The following is a 16,348-nucleotide window of genomic DNA, read 5'->3' as shown; positions in this document are numbered from 1 at the left end:
GCTCGCTCGGCCCAAATGGCCGCGACGCAGCGCGATTCACGCACGCTCCACGCTGCGCGGCGCGAAACCGCGCAACGTCACTGCAGCTGCAGTTTCGCCCCGCCACGCCGGGCCTGGCTGATCGGCCGCCATACCGTCCGCGTAAGCCAGCGAGCCCACCGGGAAGCCGCGCCGCCGCCATGCATCGAGCCCGCCGCGTAGTGCGCGAATCCGCGTGTAGCCGTTGCGGCGCATATGTTGCGAGACTTCGAGCGCGGTCGAGCTGTCCGGACAGATGCAATAGATCACCACGTCGTGCGTGCGCAGTGCACCGTCGATCAGTTCGGGCGAGTGAGGATCGAGCGCGAGCGCGTCGGGGATCTGGCCTCGCAGATCGAGCAGTGGTGCGCCGGGCCGCGCATCGAGCACGCGGGACGGCGCCGTGCGGCTCAGGCGGCCGGAGTGCCGCCAGCTCCACGGCAGTCTCGATGCGTCGCTCGCCGGTGACGCGTGCGTCGGCGCGGCCAGCATCGGCGTGGCCGGGGCCGACGCGGCTCGCCTGAACCGGCGTCGTTCGTCATATCGCAGATACAGCCGGTAGAGCAGATAGGCCAGCGCCACCACGAGAAGAATGTCGGCGAGTGTGCCGCCGCGCCGTTCGACGAATGCGCGCAGCATATGCACCTCGCGCTCCACCGCCGCGCCGCCAAGCAGCCAGAAAGTCGCCCACGCGATCACGCTCGCCAGATCCCATAGTGCGTAGATGCGGATGTCGACGGCGGTCGTGCCCATCAACGGCGGCGTGATCAGGCCGAGCCCAGGCACGAACTTCGAAATCGCCACGAGCGGCATGCCATAGCGTTCGAATAGCGAGCGCGCCATTTCGAGCCTCGTATCGACGACGGGCGACAGGCGGCCGAGCCATGCGAGCAGCTTGCGGCCAAACAGCCGGCCGGCCGCGAACCAGGTGCCGTCGCCGATCAATGCGCCTAGCACCGCCGCGCCGAGAGTCGGCCAGAACGGCAGGGTGCCCGCGGCGATCGCCGAGCCCGCGAACAGCAGCATCGGCACGGCCGGGATCGGTATGCCGAGGCGCGTCAGCAGGACGTTGACGAACACGATCGCGCTGCCCCAGGTTGAAATCGCCGACAACGGAAACTCGACCAATTGAGCCGCTCCTGTTGCTGCTGGTGGGCTGGCATGCGCACCTTGGATTTCAGCATAGGCGATGGCTTGTGGGCGGTGCGCGGTGCGCGTGGGGAGGGGGTGGATTGGGCGGGGTGATCGATGAGACGCAACTAACTGTCAACCCCACCGGCCCACCACGACGTTGCCGGTGAGCGTGAAGAGAGTGCGCGCGGGGCCGCACCCAGGATTCGCAGGGGCGGGGGCTGCATCGTCAGCCAACCCCAAACAGCCCCTGGGTTAACCGCATCAGGCATTCGGCATGGCCACCACGCCCGGATTCCCGACGATCGCCAGAAACTCCCGCCGGGTCGACGGATCGGTGCGGAACGTGCCGAGCATGCGCGAGGTGACCATCGTGACGCCCGCTTTATGCACGCCACGCGTCGACATGCACTGATGCGCGGCTTCGAGAATTACGCCGACGCCGGCCGGTTGCAGCACGTCGTTCAGCGTATCGGCGATCTGCACCGTCATCTTTTCCTGGATCTGCAGCCGCTTCGCGAACGCATCGACTAGACGCGCGAGCTTCGAAATGCCGACCACGCGATGATTCGGCAGATACGCGACGTGCGCGCGTCCGATGATCGGCACCATATGGTGCTCGCAGTAGCTTTCGAAGCGGATGTCCTTCAGCACGATCATTTCGTCGTAGCCGTCCACTTCGGAGAAGGTACGCGCGAGGATTTCGCGCGGATCGACCTGATAGCCCGCGAAGAACTCGTCGTAAGCGCGCGTCACGCGCGCCGGCGTGTCGATCAGGCCTTCACGCTGTGGATCGTCGCCGGCCCAGCGCAGCAGCACGCGCACGGCTGCCTCAGCTTCTTCGCGGCTCGGGCGTTCGACGGCCGCTGCGGGTTTGGTTTTCTTTGCCTTGCTGCTGGTCATGCGTCGTCCTCCTGGATCGCGTGTCGATGCTGCGCTGCGCGCGGGGTCAGTAACTGAGGTCATTGTTCCATGTTTTGCGCCCGAAGATGCCGATGCCCCTTTCGCTGCCGGGGCGGTCGCGGACTTGCCTCGAGCGGCTACTTCGGCCATTCGTCCATCGCATCGTTGAACAGTTCGGCGACCACGCCGCGCAGCCAGCTGAGGCGCGGATCGTTATGAAACTTGCGATGCCAGTGCTGCCGCAGGTCGAAGCGCGGCAACGGCAGCGGCGGCTCGACGAGCATGATCGACGCATGCTCCGACACGTACGCGAAGCCGATCGCGTGCGGTACGGTCGCGAGCAGATCGGTGCGCGCGAGGATGAAAGGCAGGCTCATGAAGTGCGGCGTTTCGAGCACCGCGCGCCGCTTGATGCGCTTCTTTTCGAGGTACTGCTCGAGCACTTCCTGGCTGCGTCCCTCGGCGCGCACCACCGCATGCCCCGAGGCCACATATTGCTCGAGCGTGAGCGGCCCCTTCGACAGTGGATGTCCGCTGCGCATCAGGCAGATGAAACGGTGGGTGAAGAGTCGCTGCTGAAAGAAGTTGGTGCCCGCCAGGTCCGGAAAATAGCCGACGGCGAGATCGACGTCGCCCGATTCGAGCCCGCGCTCCACCTGCGACGGCGACAGCGTCACGGAGCGCAGATTCGCCGACGGCGCGCGCTCGGCGAACAGCTGCAAAAGACGCGGCAGAAACACGATCTCGCCGACGTCGGACAGCGCGATCGAGAACGTGTGCGTGCTCGTCGCCGGATCGAAGTCCTGCATGTCGAGCATGCCTTTCTCGATGCGCAGCAGCGCGTCGCGCGCGGCGGGCAGGATCGCGAGCGCGCGCGGTGTCGGCTCCATGCCTTTCGATGTGCGCACGAACAGCGGATCGTCGAAGTATTCGCGCAGACGGCCAAGCGCGGTGCTCACGCGCGGCTGGCTCACGCCGAGCTGCTCGGCGGCGCGGCTCACGTTGCGCGTGTCTTCCATCGCAACCAGATAGGGGATCAGATTCAGATCCAGATGTGTCTCGGACATGCTAGTTATGGCTCGCGGCGCGGGCAAGGCAAGGCGGTGCCTATGCCGTATCGCTATAGAGCCTAGTTGAAAAATCGCCCATAAGCATAGTGGGATTTTGCGCGGCCGGCTTTTTCGCGCGCAGGGCGAGCACTCGACGGGGGCAACCCGCACCTTCGCCGCCGCGTGCGGCGACCTATGATGAAGGGGGTTTCCCTGCCTTGACATTCCGCCCACAGGACAACCATAATCGCCGAAGCGTTCGCTAAACGAATCACTGTTCATGTAACGAACAAAATTCAGCGGCGAAACAATCGAAGGCGCCAGCCCGCTCTCTCCCTCGCGAGCCGTCGCCAGCATGCCCGGAGACTGTTTCCGCGCGAGCTTTGCCGCGAGCCTGGTTGGTGAGGGCTGTCAGCCCAGCGGCACGTAGCGCCCCCAAAGGAAATTCGACATGATCAACAAGATTTTCGAGACACTTCAATCGGCGGTCGCCGATGTCCACGACGGCGCGACCGTCATGATCGGCGGCTTCGGCACGGCCGGCATGCCGTCCGAACTGATCGACGCGCTGATCGAACAGGGCGCGCGCAACCTGACCATCGTCAACAACAACGCAGGTAACGGCGACATCGGCCTCGCGGCGCTGCTGAAGGCCAAGCGCGTACGCAAGATCATCTGCTCGTTCCCGCGCCAGACCGACTCGTATGTGTTCGACGCGCTCTATCGCGCCGGCGAAATCGAACTGGAACTCGTGCCGCAAGGCAATCTCGCCGAGCGCATCCGCGCGGCGGGCGCGGGCATCGGCGGCTTCTTCACGCCGACCGCGTACGGCACCAAGCTCGCCGACGGCAAGGAAACTCGCCTGATCGACGGCCGTCACTACGTACTCGAGTCGCCGCTGCATGCGGACTTCGCGCTGATCAAGGCGTACAAGGGCGACCGCTGGGGCAACCTGATCTATCGCAAGACCGCGCGTAACTTCGGGCCGATCATGGCGAGCGCCGCGAAGACCGCGATCGTGCAGGTGTCGGAAGTGGTGCCGCTCGGCGGCCTCGATCCGGAAGAAATCGTCACGCCCGGTATTTTCGTGCAACGCGTGATCGCGGTGCCGCAAGCGGCGCATCTCCCGACGCCCAATCCTCACGACGCTGCTGCCTGACCCGGAGACCGACATGAAGAAACTGACCCGCGATGAAATGGCCAAGCGCGTTGCCCAGGACATCCCTGAAGGCGCTTACGTGAACCTCGGCATCGGCGTGCCGACGCTGGTGGCGAACCACCTCGCCGCCGACAAGGAAATTTTCCTGCACAGCGAAAACGGTCTGCTCGGCATGGGCCCGGCACCGGCGAAGGGCGAGGAAGACGACGAACTGATCAACGCCGGCAAGCAGCACGTCACGCTGCTGACGGGCGGCGCTTACTTCCATCACGCGGATTCGTTCGCGATGATGCGCGGCGGCCATCTGGACTTCTGCGTGCTCGGCGCGTTCCAGGTGTCGGCGAAGGGTGACCTCGCGAACTGGCACACCGGCGCACCGGACGCGATTCCGGCGGTCGGCGGCGCGATGGACCTTGCGATCGGCGCGAAGCAGGTCTACGTGATGATGGAGCACCTGACCAAGCAAGGCGAAAGCAAGATCACCGCCGAGTGCTCGTATCCAGTCACCGGTATCGCCTGCGTGACCCGTATCTACACGGACCTCGCGATGATCGACGTGACGAAGGAAGGCCTCGTCGTGCGCGAGATTTTCACGGACATCGGCTTCGACGAACTGCTGAAGCTGACCGGCGTGCCGATGACCGACGGCACCCAGGCCGCACGCGCGGCCTGATGCGTGGCTGAGGCGTCGCGGCGGCGGCCTGCCTTGCGGCCGCATCGATGGCGCCTCGTCTGAAGGCACCATTGCGCGAACGGGCCAGCGCTGACGAGGCAAACTCTTCGTCAGCGCTGGCCTGGCAACTTCAGCGACAGCCTGCCCGCGTTTGGCGCACAATACGCAGCACAAAGTGCGGCATACGTATGGCACGAGCGCGCTACAAGCGCCGGTCCACCGCGGTGTCTGCTTCGACCCGCCGCGCCGCGCCGTTTCTTCGCTTCCGATTCCCTCAAACATCGTCGTCACCATGCTCGACTCCAGCGCCCGTCTGACTGGCCTTCTTTGCGGCACACAGCCGATGAACGACATTTGGGCGCCGCGTGCCACGCTGCAGCGAATGCTCGACGTCGAAGTCGCACTCGCGCGCGCCTCCGCCGCGCACAAAGTCATTCCCGAATCCGCCGTCCCCGCGATCGAAGCGGCCTGCCAGGCCGACCAGCTCGACGCCGACGCGCTCGCACGCGACGCTGCGCTCGGCGGCAACCTCGCGATTCCGCTCGTCAAGCAACTGACCGCACGCGTCAAAGCCGCGGACGCCGAAGCGGGCAAATACGTGCATTGGGGCGCGACGAGCCAGGACATCATCGACACCGCGACGGTGCTGCAACTGCGCGACACTTTCGACCTGCTCGACAGCGGCCTGCAAGCCACCTGCGACGCGATCGCGAAACTCGCGGCCACCCATCGCGCGACGCCGATGATCGGCCGCACATGGCTGCAACAGGCGCTGCCGATCACGCTGGGTCTGAAGTTCGCGCAATGGCTCGACGCGCTGCTGCGACATCGCGATAGGCTCGATGCACTGCGAGAGCGCGTGCTGGTGCTGCAATTCGGCGGCGCGGCCGGCACGCTCGCGAGTCTGCGCGAGGCGGCGCCGCAGGTCACGCAGTCGCTCGCCAAGGAACTCGGGCTCGCGGTGCCGACCTTGCCGTGGCATACGCAGCGCGATCGCATCGCCGAGACGGCGTCGCTGTTCGGCATGCTGATCGGCACGCTCGGCAAGATCGCGCGCGATGTGTCGCTGCAGATGCAAACCGAAATCGACGAGCTCGCCGAACCGGCCGCGGCCGGCAAGGGCGGATCGTCGACGATGCCGCACAAGCGCAACCCGGTCGGTTGCGCGGCGGTGCTGACGGCCGCGACGCGAGCGCCCGGCCTGGTCGCAACCGTGTTCGCCGGCATGGTGCAGGAGCACGAACGCGCGCTCGGCGGCTGGCAAGCCGACTGGGACGCGCTGCCGGATCTCGCGCGTCTCGCGGGCGGCGCGCTTGCGAACATCGAACAGATCGCGTCCGGCTTGAACGTGAACGTGCCGCGACTCGCGAAGAATCTCGACGTCACGCACGGGCTGATCCTCGGCGAAGCGGTGATGCTCGCGCTCGGCGATGCCATCGGCCGGCTCGACGCGCATCATCTGGTCGAGCGCGCGTCGAAGGCGGCGATTCGCGACGGCAAGACGCTGTACGACGTGCTTGCCGCCGACGCGGCCGTCACCGAACATCTTTCGATCGAGCGCCTCAAGCAGCTGCTCGATCCCGCTCAATACGTCGGCCAGGCGCACGCATATGTCGATGCCGCGCTGACGCTTCACACCACGCGCGCGCAGCGCGCCCATTCCAAGGAGTAACCGGCATGCCCTACGCCGCAGTCAACGGCACCGAGCTTCACTATCGCATCGACGGCGACCGTCACGGCCACGCGCCGTGGCTCGTGCTGTCGAATTCGCTCGGCTGCGATATGTCCATGTGGACGCCGCAGGTCGCGGCGTTGTCGAAGCACTTTCGCGTGCTGCGCTACGATACGCGCGGTCACGGCCATTCTGAAGCGCCGAAGGGGCCGTACACGATCGAGCAGCTGACCGGCGACGTGCTCGGTCTGATGGATACGCTGAAGATCGCGCGCGCGAATTTCTGCGGCATTTCGATGGGCGGCCTAACCGGCATCGGGCTCGCCGCGCGTCACGGCGACCGCTTCGAGCGCGTCGTGCTGTGCAATACGGCCGCGCGCATCGGCTCGCCGGAAGTCTGGGTGCCGCGCGCCGCGAAGGCGCGCTCGGAAGGCATGCTCGCACTCGCCGACGCGGTGCTGCCGCGCTGGTTCACGGCAGACTTCATCGAGCGTGAGCCGGTCGTGCTGGCGATGATCCGCGACGTGTTCGTGCATACCGACAAGGAAGGCTATGCATCGAACTGCGACGCGATCGACGCGGCCGATCTGCGTCCCGAAACGCCGGGCATCAAGCTGCCGACGCTCGTGATCAGCGGCACGCACGACCTCGCCGCCACGCCCGCGCAGGGCCGCGAACTCGCACAGTCGATTCCGGGCGCACGCTACGTCGAGCTCGACGCTTCGCATATTTCCAACATCGAGAAGGTCGACGAGTTCACGAAGACCGTGCTCGACTTCCTGACGGAGGCAAAATGAACGATGAAGACCGTTACGAAGCCGGAATGGGCGTACGTCGCGCGGTGCTGGGCAACGCGCACGTCGACCGTTCGCTCGCGAACCGCACCGAGCTGACCGAGGAGTTCCAGAACCTGATCACGCGCTATGCGTGGGGCGAGATCTGGACGCGTGAAGGTCTGCCGCGTCATACGCGCAGCCTGCTGACGATCGCGATGATGGTTGCGTTGAATCGCAGCGAAGAACTCGCGCTGCACCTGCGCGCCGCGAAGAACAACGGCGTGACGCGCGAACAGATCAAGGAAGTGCTGCTGCAGACCGCGATTTATGTCGGCGTGCCGGCGGCCAACTCAGCGTTCCACCTGGCCGACAAGCTGTTCCGCGAGGACGATGCGGCGGCCGCGGTGGCGAAGTCGTAAAGACCGCGCGCTGGTAGTTTTCAGAGCCAATCAGCAAACGCGCGACGGATATTTCCGTCGCGCGTTTTTTTATGCGGCGGTCGTCGCTATGACGCTTGCCGGCATCTGGCACATTCAGACCGGACGCGACAGCTCAGGACTGTCTCGAGTTCAATGCAGGCCAGCGGGCCAAGGCGATGAACCACAGTAGAACGACGTTCACCACCGGAATGAAGGCAAGCAGCGACCAGACTCCCGCATATCCCGCCTTCTTCAGGATCAGCCATAGTGGGATAATCTCCGCGATGACGACAACAAGAACAAACACCAGCCAGTGCCAAATGGAAAGAGCGCCCACGCCTACCTCCATCTTTAAAATTGACGGGCAGAGCTAAGTATAACGACGCAAGGCCGACTCCTTGCTCAATGTAAAAAAGACCCGTGCGAAGCCGGTCCGCGTCTGAACCGGCGCGAGTCACTCGATCTGCCTGTACCGAGTGTCCCCGCTGACACGCTGCAACTGTTTCGAAACGATAAGAAACTGTTCGTCGCGAATCGTGCACTCCAGTTCGCCTATCTCATACACAGCAACCAGCTTGATCTTATTCCCATTTCTCTCCTCAAAGGTGATCTGATAGACCCCGCGCCACTTTTGTTCGCCATCTTCGTATTTACCGATCTTCTCGGACGCCAGTCGCACGGCTTTTGTTTTCGTAGCATCGAAATCCAAGGAGAGGATGTCTGTTTTTCTCACCGCCATCTGGGCCACATAGGCCGGAAATCGGTCGCCGCATGGGGGGTATGGGCCGGTTTCCGCCAGGCATAGCGCGGGAAAAGATAGCAGCAGGACTGCAAAAGCGTGTTTCATGGATTCAAAGGGCCTCACTCTATCTGCTTGAACATTCTGTCGTTCTCGGCTCTTGGCAACAAATGCTTCGAAACGACAAAGACCTCTACGGAACTCATCGAGCATTCAAATTCGCCAGCGTCGTCCACAGTAATCACCTTGACCTTGTTTCCGTTTTTTTCGTGGAAGGTGATGTGATAGACCTCACGCCACAACTGTTCGCCATCCTCCGATTTTCCAATTTTCTCGGATGCCAGTTGCACGGCTTGGGTTTTCGTATAGTCGATACTGCCAATCATGCCTGCGTCTTTCAGGCTGTTTTCGGCGATGTTGGTCGGCCACCTGTCGCATGGCGGGTTCGGTCTGCCTTGCGCCAGGCACAGCGCGGGAAGGGATAGCAGCAGGACTGCAAAAATGTGTTTCATGAATGTTCCACCCTGAGCATTCTGTCGCCACTGTTCCAGATCTGCTTGCGGTATGGGAGGTGCAGAACGATACATCCATTTGACGCGTTGCCGGGTTCCTTCATGCTGTCGCCGTGGATCATGAAGCCGTCGCGCCCGCCCAGGCTGGTTCCCGCAACGGGGTTGAGCCGCATGGAATGCGGTCCAGTTTTAGGGTGCGGAAATGGTGCGGTAATTTCATACAGGCCAACGGGGATTGGTCCCTGGTCGCGGACATACTGACTACTGTGCTTATTCTTGTGCTCTCCCTTGCCGGAATATCCCTTATCTGTGATTAATTTGTCGTCGTGATACAGCAAGTGGCTCTCATGCTTGTAAATCCAAACCATCGTCTTTTTCTCATTGGTTGTACGAATCAACGATTAAACCAGACCGACCGGTTGCACACAATTTTTAAGATATGCGTCATTGATGTGCGTCCCGATATGGAGATCGTCTACATCCTCGAGATGAGCACGGGCAGCGCGTGCATGCGCGGGTGGGCGGCCTCGCGAAGGGGGCGGTCGTCGGCAAGGATGGCTTGCGCTGAAGCTGAAGCGGTGCGCACCAACTCATGGCAAAGGGCAATGCAACGAACCTCGCAGAGCGGAGATGGCAATCAGGCCTCGGAAGCTGGTCGTGCAGGCAGACCGTCGAGCCGCCCGCGTGCCGTGCGGTCGCGATTGCGGTGATCGATAATGCGTATGCGGGACGCTACGAGGCGAAGCTCGACGCGCTAATCGAAGCCGGCGAGGAACTCTGCGCGCTGCTCGGCAACCGCTGCGTCGAAGCGATCGGCATCGCGCCCGGCAAGGCGCAAAGCTACGGCAAGTTGGCGATCGTCGGCGAGACGGGCGAGCTCGACCATGCGGTCGCGATCCTGCATCCGGAGCTCGGCGCGCCGCTGCGCGCGGCGGCCGAGAAAGGCGCGGCTCCGGTGCCGTCGGCGAAGAAGATCGGCACGCTAGGCACCGCGATCGACGTGCCGCTCGCCCACAAGGACGCCCTTCGCTTGTTGCGCGGGTTATTTCGCTGGTAGTGTGCTGCCTTTGACGCGGGCGCGCATCGTGCCGCCCGCGCTGCAACGTCCGTCGATCGGGCCGCAGCGCATGTTGCGCGCGCCGTTCGGCGAACTGCCGAGGGTCACGATGCTTTCGAATCTGCTGGTACAACTGGTCAATGGACTCGCCGACGCGTCGACGCTGTTTCTGGTCGCCGCCGGTTTGTCGTTGATCTTCGGCGTGACGCGCATCGTCAACTTTGCGCATGGCTCGTTCTATATGTTCGGCATCTACGTCGCGTACAGCGTCGCGAGCCGCTTTGGCCAAACCGCGGGCGGCTTCTGGCTGTCGGTGCTGGCGGCCGCGCTCGCGGTCGCGGTGCTCGGCGCGCTCGTCGAAATCGTGGTGCTGCGGCGGATCTATCAGGCGCCCGAGCTGTTCCATCTGCTCGCCACCTTTGCGCTCGTGCTGATCTTTCGCGACGCCGCGCTCTGGCTTTGGGGCCCCGACGACCTGTTCGGTCCGCGCGCGCCGCATCTCGCGGGCGCGGTCGACTTTCTCGGCCATCCGCTGCCCACTTACGACATCGCACTGATCGTGATCGGTCCCGTCGTCTTGCTGCTGCTGTGGTACGCGTTGACGCGCACGCGTTGGGGCACGCTGGTGCGCGCCGCGACACAGGATCGCGAGATGCTCGGCGCGCTCGGCATCAATCAGGCATGGCTGTTTACCGGCGTGTTCTTCATCGGCGCGTTTCTGGCGGGACTGGGCGGCGCGCTGCAAGGGCCGCGCATGTCGGCGAACCTGTCGCTCGATCTGGAGACGATCGGCAACGCGTTCGTGGTCGTCGTGGTCGGCGGCATGGGTTCGATTCCGGGCGCGTTCATCGCGGCGTTGCTGATCGCCGAGATCAAGGCGCTGTGCATTGGCATCGGCCATGTGACGATCTTCGGCATCGGTCTGTCGCTGAGCCGCTTTACGCTGGTGGCCGAATTCGTCGTGATGGCGGTCGTGCTGGTGGTGCGGCCTTGGGGGCTGCTCGGCCGCGCAAGTGCCGCGGTGCGCGCGATGGGTGCGCCGGAAGCGCCATTGCGTCCCGCGGGCAAGCGTCTGAAGTGGCTCGCCGCCGTCGTGTTGCTAGTGCTCGTTCTGGCGCCGCTCGCGGCCAACGCGTTTCCGTATATGCCGGTGCTGCTCGTCGAAATCCTGATCGCGGTGCTGTTCGCGACGAGCCTGCATTTCATCATGGGCCCGGGCGGTCTGCATTCGTTCGGCCATGCCGCGTACTTCGGACTCGGTGCATACGGCGCGGCGCTGTTTCTCAAAGTGCTGAATCTGCCGATGGAAGCCGCGTTGCTGCTCGGGCCGCTGCTCGCGGTGGTCGGCGCGCTCGTGTTCGGCTGGTTCTGCGTGCGCCTGTCCGGCGTCTATCTGGCGATGCTGACGCTCGCGTTCGCGCAGATCGTCTGGTCGGTCGTGTTCCAGTGGGACGACGTGACGGGCGGCAGCAACGGCATTCTCGGACTATGGCCGTCGAACTGGCTGTCGTCGCCGGTCGCGTTCTACTACCTGACGCTAGCGTGCGCGGTGCTCGGCGTGGGGCTGTTGCGCCGCATGCTGTTCTCGCCGCTCGGCTACGCGATGCGCGCGTCGCGCGATTCCGCGCTGCGCGCCGAGGCGATCGGCATCGACGTGCAGCGCGTGCAGTGGGCGTCGTTCGTGATCGCGGCGTTGTTCTGCGGACTCGCCGGGTCGCTGTACGCGTTTTCGAAGGGCAATATCTCGCCCGAAGTGATCAGCGTGAGCCGCTCGGTCGATGGCCTCGTGATGGTGCTGCTCGGCGGCTTGCAGACCTTGAGCGGGCCGATCGTCGGCGCGGCCGTGTTCACGTGGCTGCAGGACACGGTCGCGCGACAGACCGACTACTGGCAGGCGCTGCTCGGCTTCGCGATCCTGCTGCTGGTGATCGCGTTTCCGCAGGGAATCGTCGGCTTCATTCGCGAGCGTTTCGGCGACACGAACGGCGATCAGGCCGATAAGTCCGACGGCGGCGCCGCGTCGCCGTCGCAACGGACCGCCGCGGTCAAGGAGGGCCTATGAGCCTGCTGCGCGTGAGCGGTCTGTCGCGATCGTTCGGAGGACTGAAGGCGGTCGATGACGTTTCATTCGAGCTCGAAGCCGGTCAGCTGCTAGCGCTGCTCGGCCCCAACGGCGCGGGCAAATCGACCTGTTTCAACATGGTCAACGGTCAGTTGCAGCCGTCGTCGGGATCGATCCTGCTCGACGGTCATGAACTCGTCGGCATGCGGCCGCGCGATATCTGGCGGCGCGGCGTCGGTCGCACATTCCAGATCGCCGCGACGTTCAACTCGATGACGGTGCTTGAAAACGTGCAGATGGCGCTGGTGTCGCGCGAAAAAAAGATCTTCGGTCTCTGGAAACCAGCGGGCTCGCGCTATGCCGACGAAGCGTTCGCGCTGCTCGAACAGGTCGGCATGAGCGAGCACGCGAAACGCGCGTGCGGGGTGCTCGCCTATGGCGACGTGAAGCGCGTCGAACTCGCGATCGCGCTCGCGAACCGGCCGAAGCTGCTGTTGATGGACGAACCGACCGCCGGCATGGCGCCGAAGGAGCGTAACGAATTGATGGCGTTGACCAGGCGTTTGGTGACCGAACGCAGGATCGGCGTGTTGTTTACCGAGCACAGCATGGACGTCGTATTCGCACACGCCGACCGGATGATCGTGCTCGCGCGCGGCAAGCTGATCGCCGAAGGCGACGGCGATGCGATCCGCAACGACCCGCGCGTGCAGGAAGTCTATTTCGGCACAGGCAAGATGTTCCGGCCGCACGCGGCGCTGCAGGACGCGGACGGCAATGCGCAGAATGGCCGGGGAGCGCAGCAATGAGCGAACCGATGCTGAAGGTCTCCGGCCTCAATGCGTTCTACGGCCGCGCGCACATCCTGTTCGACGTCGACCTCGAGGTCGGCCGTGGCGAAGTGGTCGCGCTGATGGGCCGCAACGGCGCCGGCAAATCGACGACGATGAAAGCGGTGATGGGACTGCTGCCGCACCGCCACGGCGAAGTCACGTTTCGCGGCCAGAACATCAGTGCGCTTGCGCCGTACAAGATCGCGCGCATGGGCGTCGGCTTCGTGCCCGAGGACCGCCGCGTGTTCGCGGATCTGTCGGTGATGGAGAACCTCGACACCGGCCGCCAGCCGCCGCGCGAAGGCGCGCCGCAATGGACGCCAGAAAAGCTGTTCCGCCTGTTTCCAAATCTCGGCGAAATGCCGAAGCGCCCCGGCGGCCAGATGAGCGGCGGCGAGCAGCAGATGCTGACCGTGTCACGCACGCTGATGGGCAATCCATATCTGGTGTTGCTCGACGAACCGTCCGAAGGCGTCGCGCCGGTGATCGTCGAGCAGATGGCGAACATGATTCTCGAACTGAAGCGCGAAGGGCTATCCATTCTGCTGTCGGAACAGAATCTGCACTTCGCCGAGTTGGTCAGCGACCGCGGATATGTGCTCGAAAAAGGGCAAATCCGTTTCAGCGGCACCATCGGCGAGCTCGCACGGAACGAAGCAGTGAAGCGCGCTTATCTGAGCATGTGAATTCATCCGGTAATGTCGGCGGAAGGATAGGCCGATGGCGCCGGCGATTGGCGACCGCGCGGCGCCGGACAACCTGATTCGCGTGACTCTCGACGGCATCGGCTCGCCTGCGCGGCCCGAACTCGGTACGATGCCGGCTTACCACGATAGTTGCGCAGTTCGCGGGCGGCGAGCCGGCATGGCGGGACGTCGCCGCGAACGTGGCCAGAATCCGCGCGGAACCGCGCGAGCAATGAGCCGCCGCCGCAGGTGCGCAGGTCCGCGCGCTTGCCCGTCCGCCCGTTCGCACGTCTGACAAAACCCACCATTCCTTTTTGATTACGGAGTAACGCATGACCACGCGCGCAGGATGGATCTCTCGCCTCATGGTGTCGACCGTGTGCTCGGTTGCCGCGCTCGGCGCGAGCGCCCAGCAGACCATCAAGATCGGCGAGATCAATAGCTACAAGGCGCAGCCAGCCTTTCTCGGGCCTTACAGGCAAGGCTGGAATCTCGCGCTCGAGCAGGTGAACGCGGCGGGCGGCGTGCTCGGCAAGCAGCTCGAAGTGATTTCGCGCGACGACGGCGGCAACCCCGGCGACACGATCCGCGTCGCGCAGGAGCTGATTGCGCGTGAGCAGGTGCAGTTGCTGTTCGGCGGCTTCCTGTCGAACACGGGCCTTGCGCTCGCCGACTTCGCGAAGCAGAAGAAGATCTTCTTCCTCGCCGCCGAACCGCTGACCGACAAGATCGTCTGGGCCGATGGCAACAAATACACGTACCGTCTGCGTCCTTCGACCTATATGCAGGTCGCGATGCTGGTGCCCGAGGCGGCGAAGCTGAAAAAGAAGCGCTGGGCGATCGTGTATCCGAACTACGAGTACGGGCAATCGGCGGTAGCGACCTTCAAGAAGCTGCTGACGGCCGCGCAGCCGGACGTGCAGTTCGTCGTCGAACAGGCGACGCCGCTCGGCAACGTCGACGCGGGCGCCGTGACCCAGGCGATCGCCGACGCGAAGCCGGACGCGATCTTCAACGTGCTGTTTGCCGCCGACCTCGGCAAGTTCGTGCGCGAGGGTAATACGCGCGGACTCTTCAGGGATCGCGCGGTGGTGTCGCTCCTGACCGGCGAACCCGACTACCTCGATCCGCTCGGCGCCGAAGCGCCGACCGGCTGGATCGTGACCGGCTACCCGTGGTATTCGATCGATACCGCCGCGAACAAGCAGTTCGTCGACGCGTATCGGGCCAAATATCATGACTATCCGCGGTTGGGCTCGGTGGTCGGCTATTCGGCGCTGATGTCGATCGCGGACGGCATCAAGAAGGCGGGTTCGACCGATGCGGACAAACTCGCCGCCGCGTTCAAGGGGCTCAACGTGCAGACGCCGTTCGGTCCGATCACGTACCGCGCGCAGGACAATCAGTCGACGATGGGCGCGTATGTCGGCGTGACCGGCGTGAAGGACGGCAAGGGTGTGATGACGTCGCACCGCTACGTGGATGGCGCGAGCGTGCAGCCATCGGACGCCGAGGTGAAAAAACTGCGGCCGGCGGATTGAGGCCGCGGCGCGCGGCGGTCGGTCGTGACTGCCGCGCGATGGCCGCGTGAGTGTTGGTAAAGGCGCTTCCGCAGCGGCTTCTGCCGCCGGTGAAACCTACTCTTCCGCGTCGTGCTCCATGACGAAGCGCTTCAGATAAGCGAGCACGGCCGCTTCCATCGCGCGATGATCGGCGGTGTTCTTCGAGCCCGCGTTTTCTTCATCGCCGAACAGTGTGGACGGCGCGTCGTGCACGTCCACTTCCTGCCCCTCGCGAAACAGGCGTATTTCGTGGACGTCTTCGACGTACTCGGCGATCCAGTGCACGCCCTCGATATGTGCGCCAGCGCGAACCGTAACTGTCTTCATGGCTGTCTCCGTGCAAGCGGTCGATTTGAGTCGGCGCCTCGGCGCTGACTCCCGTCCCATGTCCACAACCATACGCCGTCCCGCCGACGCACGCGAGTCCCGCCCGTTACTGCCGCCGGACCAAGACGCGGATGGGCGTTGCGGCACGCTCGTTGCTGAACCATAAGAGCCTCACCCACAACCGGAGAACCGTCATGCCAGAGCAGAAAACCTTGAAGCGTGCCGCGGCCGATAAACGCGCGGGCAAATCAGCGAGTACCCAAGCGGGAGAGTTCGTCAAGGAACAGGTGGACAAGGTCCGCGCAGGCAAGCACGGCGTGCGCTCGCCGAAGCAGGCGATCGCGATCGGGCTGTCCGAGGCGCGGCGCGCCGGCGTCGACCTAAAGCCGCCGAAGAAGGGCGCCACGAGCGAGGCGACCCGCAAGAAAGCGCAGAAGGACAGTGCGGCGGGCAAGCACGTCGGCGCTGCAAAGAAGAGCGCGAGCAAGGAGTCGAGCGCTAAACGCTCGCGTGTGTCGGAGAGCGTGCTCAAGCGTGAGAGCAAGGCTGGGGCGTCGTCGGCGGCGATGTCCAAGCAGGCGAAGTCGGCTGCGGCCAAGCGGCCTGCCGCGAGCCGCTCGGCCGCAGCCAAGAAGGCCGCGGCGACCAAAGGCGCGGCTGGACGCTCCGCTGCCGCGAAAAAGGCCGCGCAAACGCGGGCGTCGCGCGCGCATCACTGAGCTTTGCGGCTCGCAAAGCGGCGGCACCCATGCGCGTGCCGCCGCTCTTTC

At 64.4% G+C, this 16,348-nt stretch carries 18 protein-coding genes and 1 pseudogene; 11 read left to right on the top strand and 8 right to left on the bottom strand.

Annotated features, from left to right (window positions below; translation table 11 throughout):
* Positions 1-36 precede the first annotated feature (36 nt).
* From AB4Y34_RS21435 to AB4Y34_RS21425, 3 genes are all read right to left on the bottom strand, one after another.
* Positions 37-1,146: a VTT domain-containing protein gene (locus AB4Y34_RS21435; RefSeq protein WP_176384997.1), complete on the bottom strand. Its 1,110-nt coding sequence runs from the start codon at positions 1,144-1,146 to the stop codon at positions 37-39.
* A gap of 267 nt (positions 1,147-1,413) precedes the next feature.
* On the bottom strand, positions 1,414-2,052 hold the full coding sequence (gene folE, locus AB4Y34_RS21430; RefSeq protein WP_176106679.1) for a GTP cyclohydrolase I FolE: 639 nt from the start codon (positions 2,050-2,052) through the stop codon (positions 1,414-1,416).
* A 137-nt stretch (positions 2,053-2,189) separates the two neighbouring features.
* The gene (locus AB4Y34_RS21425) at positions 2,190-3,119 is read right to left on the bottom strand and encodes a LysR family transcriptional regulator (protein ID WP_368717151.1); all 930 of its coding nucleotides are present in this window, start codon (positions 3,117-3,119) and stop codon (positions 2,190-2,192) included.
* Positions 3,120-3,552: 433 nt separating this feature from the next.
* On the opposite strand from AB4Y34_RS21425, the gene AB4Y34_RS21420 reads away from it, so the two are divergent.
* The 5 genes from AB4Y34_RS21420 (at position 3,553) to pcaC (ending at position 7,800) form a co-directional block, all read left to right on the top strand.
* The gene (locus tag AB4Y34_RS21420; protein ID WP_368717150.1) at positions 3,553-4,260 is read left to right on the top strand and encodes a 3-oxoacid CoA-transferase subunit A; all 708 of its coding nucleotides are present in this window, start codon (positions 3,553-3,555) and stop codon (positions 4,258-4,260) included.
* Positions 4,261-4,273: 13 nt separating this feature from the next.
* Positions 4,274-4,933: a 3-oxoacid CoA-transferase subunit B gene (locus tag AB4Y34_RS21415; protein ID WP_176106677.1), complete on the top strand. Its 660-nt coding sequence runs from the start codon at positions 4,274-4,276 to the stop codon at positions 4,931-4,933.
* Positions 4,934-5,225: 292 nt separating this feature from the next.
* The gene (locus AB4Y34_RS21410; RefSeq protein ID WP_368717149.1) at positions 5,226-6,605 is read left to right on the top strand and encodes a 3-carboxy-cis,cis-muconate cycloisomerase; all 1,380 of its coding nucleotides are present in this window, start codon (positions 5,226-5,228) and stop codon (positions 6,603-6,605) included.
* Positions 6,606-6,610: 5 nt separating this feature from the next.
* Positions 6,611-7,402: a 3-oxoadipate enol-lactonase gene (gene pcaD, locus AB4Y34_RS21405; RefSeq protein WP_013092339.1), complete on the top strand. Its 792-nt coding sequence runs from the start codon at positions 6,611-6,613 to the stop codon at positions 7,400-7,402.
* Entirely contained in the window at positions 7,399-7,800 is a 402-nt protein-coding gene (pcaC, locus tag AB4Y34_RS21400; RefSeq protein ID WP_176106674.1) for a 4-carboxymuconolactone decarboxylase, read from the top strand. Before pcaD ends, pcaC begins: the two co-directional genes overlap by 4 nt.
* 133 nt (positions 7,801-7,933) lie before the next feature.
* Here pcaC and AB4Y34_RS21395 read toward each other — a convergent pair whose 3' ends face one another.
* From AB4Y34_RS21395 to AB4Y34_RS21380, 4 genes are all read right to left on the bottom strand, one after another.
* Positions 7,934-8,137, bottom strand: a complete 204-nt coding sequence (locus tag AB4Y34_RS21395) for a hypothetical protein (protein WP_176125883.1) — start codon at positions 8,135-8,137, stop codon at positions 7,934-7,936.
* 117 nt (positions 8,138-8,254) lie between these two features.
* Complete coding sequence (locus AB4Y34_RS21390; RefSeq protein WP_368717148.1) at positions 8,255-8,647, bottom strand: hypothetical protein; 393 nt, start codon at positions 8,645-8,647, stop codon at positions 8,255-8,257.
* Between the two features lie 14 nt (positions 8,648-8,661).
* A complete protein-coding gene (locus tag AB4Y34_RS21385; protein ID WP_176106671.1) occupies positions 8,662-9,051 on the bottom strand; it encodes a hypothetical protein in 390 nt (129 codons plus the stop codon).
* Positions 9,048-9,419: a tlde1 domain-containing protein gene (locus AB4Y34_RS21380; RefSeq protein ID WP_368717147.1), complete on the bottom strand. Its 372-nt coding sequence runs from the start codon at positions 9,417-9,419 to the stop codon at positions 9,048-9,050. The genes AB4Y34_RS21385 and AB4Y34_RS21380 overlap by 4 nt, the downstream gene beginning before the upstream one ends.
* A 262-nt stretch (positions 9,420-9,681) precedes the next feature.
* Here AB4Y34_RS21380 and AB4Y34_RS21375 point away from each other — a divergent pair.
* From AB4Y34_RS21375 to AB4Y34_RS21355, 5 genes and pseudogenes are all read left to right on the top strand, one after another.
* A pseudogene (locus tag AB4Y34_RS21375) lies at positions 9,682-10,075 on the top strand (amino acid synthesis family protein); the annotation flags it as partial.
* A 142-nt stretch (positions 10,076-10,217) separates the two neighbouring features.
* The gene (locus tag AB4Y34_RS21370) at positions 10,218-12,170 is read left to right on the top strand and encodes an ABC transporter permease (protein ID WP_368717184.1); all 1,953 of its coding nucleotides are present in this window, start codon (positions 10,218-10,220) and stop codon (positions 12,168-12,170) included.
* Entirely contained in the window at positions 12,167-12,979 is an 813-nt protein-coding gene (locus AB4Y34_RS21365) for an ABC transporter ATP-binding protein (RefSeq protein WP_368717146.1), read from the top strand. The genes AB4Y34_RS21370 and AB4Y34_RS21365 overlap by 4 nt, the downstream gene beginning before the upstream one ends.
* Positions 12,976-13,689 (top strand): ABC transporter ATP-binding protein, encoded by a 714-nt coding sequence (locus AB4Y34_RS21360; RefSeq protein WP_368717145.1) that lies wholly within the window; start codon positions 12,976-12,978, stop codon positions 13,687-13,689. The genes AB4Y34_RS21365 and AB4Y34_RS21360 overlap by 4 nt, the downstream gene beginning before the upstream one ends.
* A gap of 332 nt (positions 13,690-14,021) precedes the next feature.
* Positions 14,022-15,230 carry an ABC transporter substrate-binding protein gene (locus AB4Y34_RS21355; protein ID WP_368717144.1) on the top strand — a complete coding sequence of 403 codons (1,209 nt, stop codon included), beginning with the start codon at positions 14,022-14,024 and terminating at the stop codon, positions 15,228-15,230.
* Positions 15,231-15,326: 96 nt separating this feature from the next.
* Here the strand turns inward: AB4Y34_RS21355 and AB4Y34_RS21350 are convergent, their stop codons facing one another.
* The gene (locus AB4Y34_RS21350; protein WP_368717143.1) at positions 15,327-15,578 is read right to left on the bottom strand and encodes a hypothetical protein; all 252 of its coding nucleotides are present in this window, start codon (positions 15,576-15,578) and stop codon (positions 15,327-15,329) included.
* Between the two features lie 194 nt (positions 15,579-15,772).
* On the opposite strand from AB4Y34_RS21350, the gene AB4Y34_RS21345 reads away from it, so the two are divergent.
* Positions 15,773-16,297, top strand: coding sequence for a DUF6496 domain-containing protein (locus AB4Y34_RS21345; RefSeq protein ID WP_176369141.1), 525 nt, complete (start codon positions 15,773-15,775; stop codon positions 16,295-16,297).
* Positions 16,298-16,348 lie beyond the last annotated feature (51 nt).

The sequence above is a fragment of the Paraburkholderia sp. BR10954 genome (assembly GCF_040965775.1).
Classification (GTDB): Bacteria; Pseudomonadota; Gammaproteobacteria; order Burkholderiales; family Burkholderiaceae; genus Paraburkholderia; species Paraburkholderia youngii.
Note: the sequence above shows the minus strand (reverse complement) of the source record. Positions and strands in the feature narration are given on the sequence as shown.

What these genes read in the sequence shown, in the direction of transcription:
- pcaC (WP_176106674.1), top strand. Translation starts at nt 7,399, where the DNA reads ATGAACGATGAAGACCGTTACGAAGCCGGAATGGGCGTACGTCGCGCG.
- AB4Y34_RS21420 (WP_368717150.1), top strand. Translation starts at nt 3,553, where the DNA reads ATGATCAACAAGATTTTCGAGACACTTCAATCGGCGGTCGCCGATGTC.
- AB4Y34_RS21370 (WP_368717184.1), top strand. Translation starts at nt 10,218, where the DNA reads ATGCTTTCGAATCTGCTGGTACAACTGGTCAATGGACTCGCCGACGCG.
- AB4Y34_RS21345 (WP_176369141.1), top strand. Translation starts at nt 15,773, where the DNA reads ATGCCAGAGCAGAAAACCTTGAAGCGTGCCGCGGCCGATAAACGCGCG.
- AB4Y34_RS21425 (WP_368717151.1), bottom strand. Translation starts at nt 3,119, where the DNA reads ATGTCCGAGACACATCTGGATCTGAATCTGATCCCCTATCTGGTTGCG.
- AB4Y34_RS21380 (WP_368717147.1), bottom strand. Translation starts at nt 9,419, where the DNA reads ATGGTTTGGATTTACAAGCATGAGAGCCACTTGCTGTATCACGACGAC.
- AB4Y34_RS21390 (WP_368717148.1), bottom strand. Translation starts at nt 8,647, where the DNA reads ATGAAACACGCTTTTGCAGTCCTGCTGCTATCTTTTCCCGCGCTATGC.
- AB4Y34_RS21350 (WP_368717143.1), bottom strand. Translation starts at nt 15,578, where the DNA reads ATGAAGACAGTTACGGTTCGCGCTGGCGCACATATCGAGGGCGTGCAC.
- AB4Y34_RS21385 (WP_176106671.1), bottom strand. Translation starts at nt 9,051, where the DNA reads ATGAAACACATTTTTGCAGTCCTGCTGCTATCCCTTCCCGCGCTGTGC.
- AB4Y34_RS21410 (WP_368717149.1), top strand. Translation starts at nt 5,226, where the DNA reads ATGCTCGACTCCAGCGCCCGTCTGACTGGCCTTCTTTGCGGCACACAG.
- folE (WP_176106679.1), bottom strand. Translation starts at nt 2,052, where the DNA reads ATGACCAGCAGCAAGGCAAAGAAAACCAAACCCGCAGCGGCCGTCGAA.
- AB4Y34_RS21415 (WP_176106677.1), top strand. Translation starts at nt 4,274, where the DNA reads ATGAAGAAACTGACCCGCGATGAAATGGCCAAGCGCGTTGCCCAGGAC.
- AB4Y34_RS21355 (WP_368717144.1), top strand. Translation starts at nt 14,022, where the DNA reads ATGACCACGCGCGCAGGATGGATCTCTCGCCTCATGGTGTCGACCGTG.
- AB4Y34_RS21360 (WP_368717145.1), top strand. Translation starts at nt 12,976, where the DNA reads ATGAGCGAACCGATGCTGAAGGTCTCCGGCCTCAATGCGTTCTACGGC.
- pcaD (WP_013092339.1), top strand. Translation starts at nt 6,611, where the DNA reads ATGCCCTACGCCGCAGTCAACGGCACCGAGCTTCACTATCGCATCGAC.
- AB4Y34_RS21365 (WP_368717146.1), top strand. Translation starts at nt 12,167, where the DNA reads ATGAGCCTGCTGCGCGTGAGCGGTCTGTCGCGATCGTTCGGAGGACTG.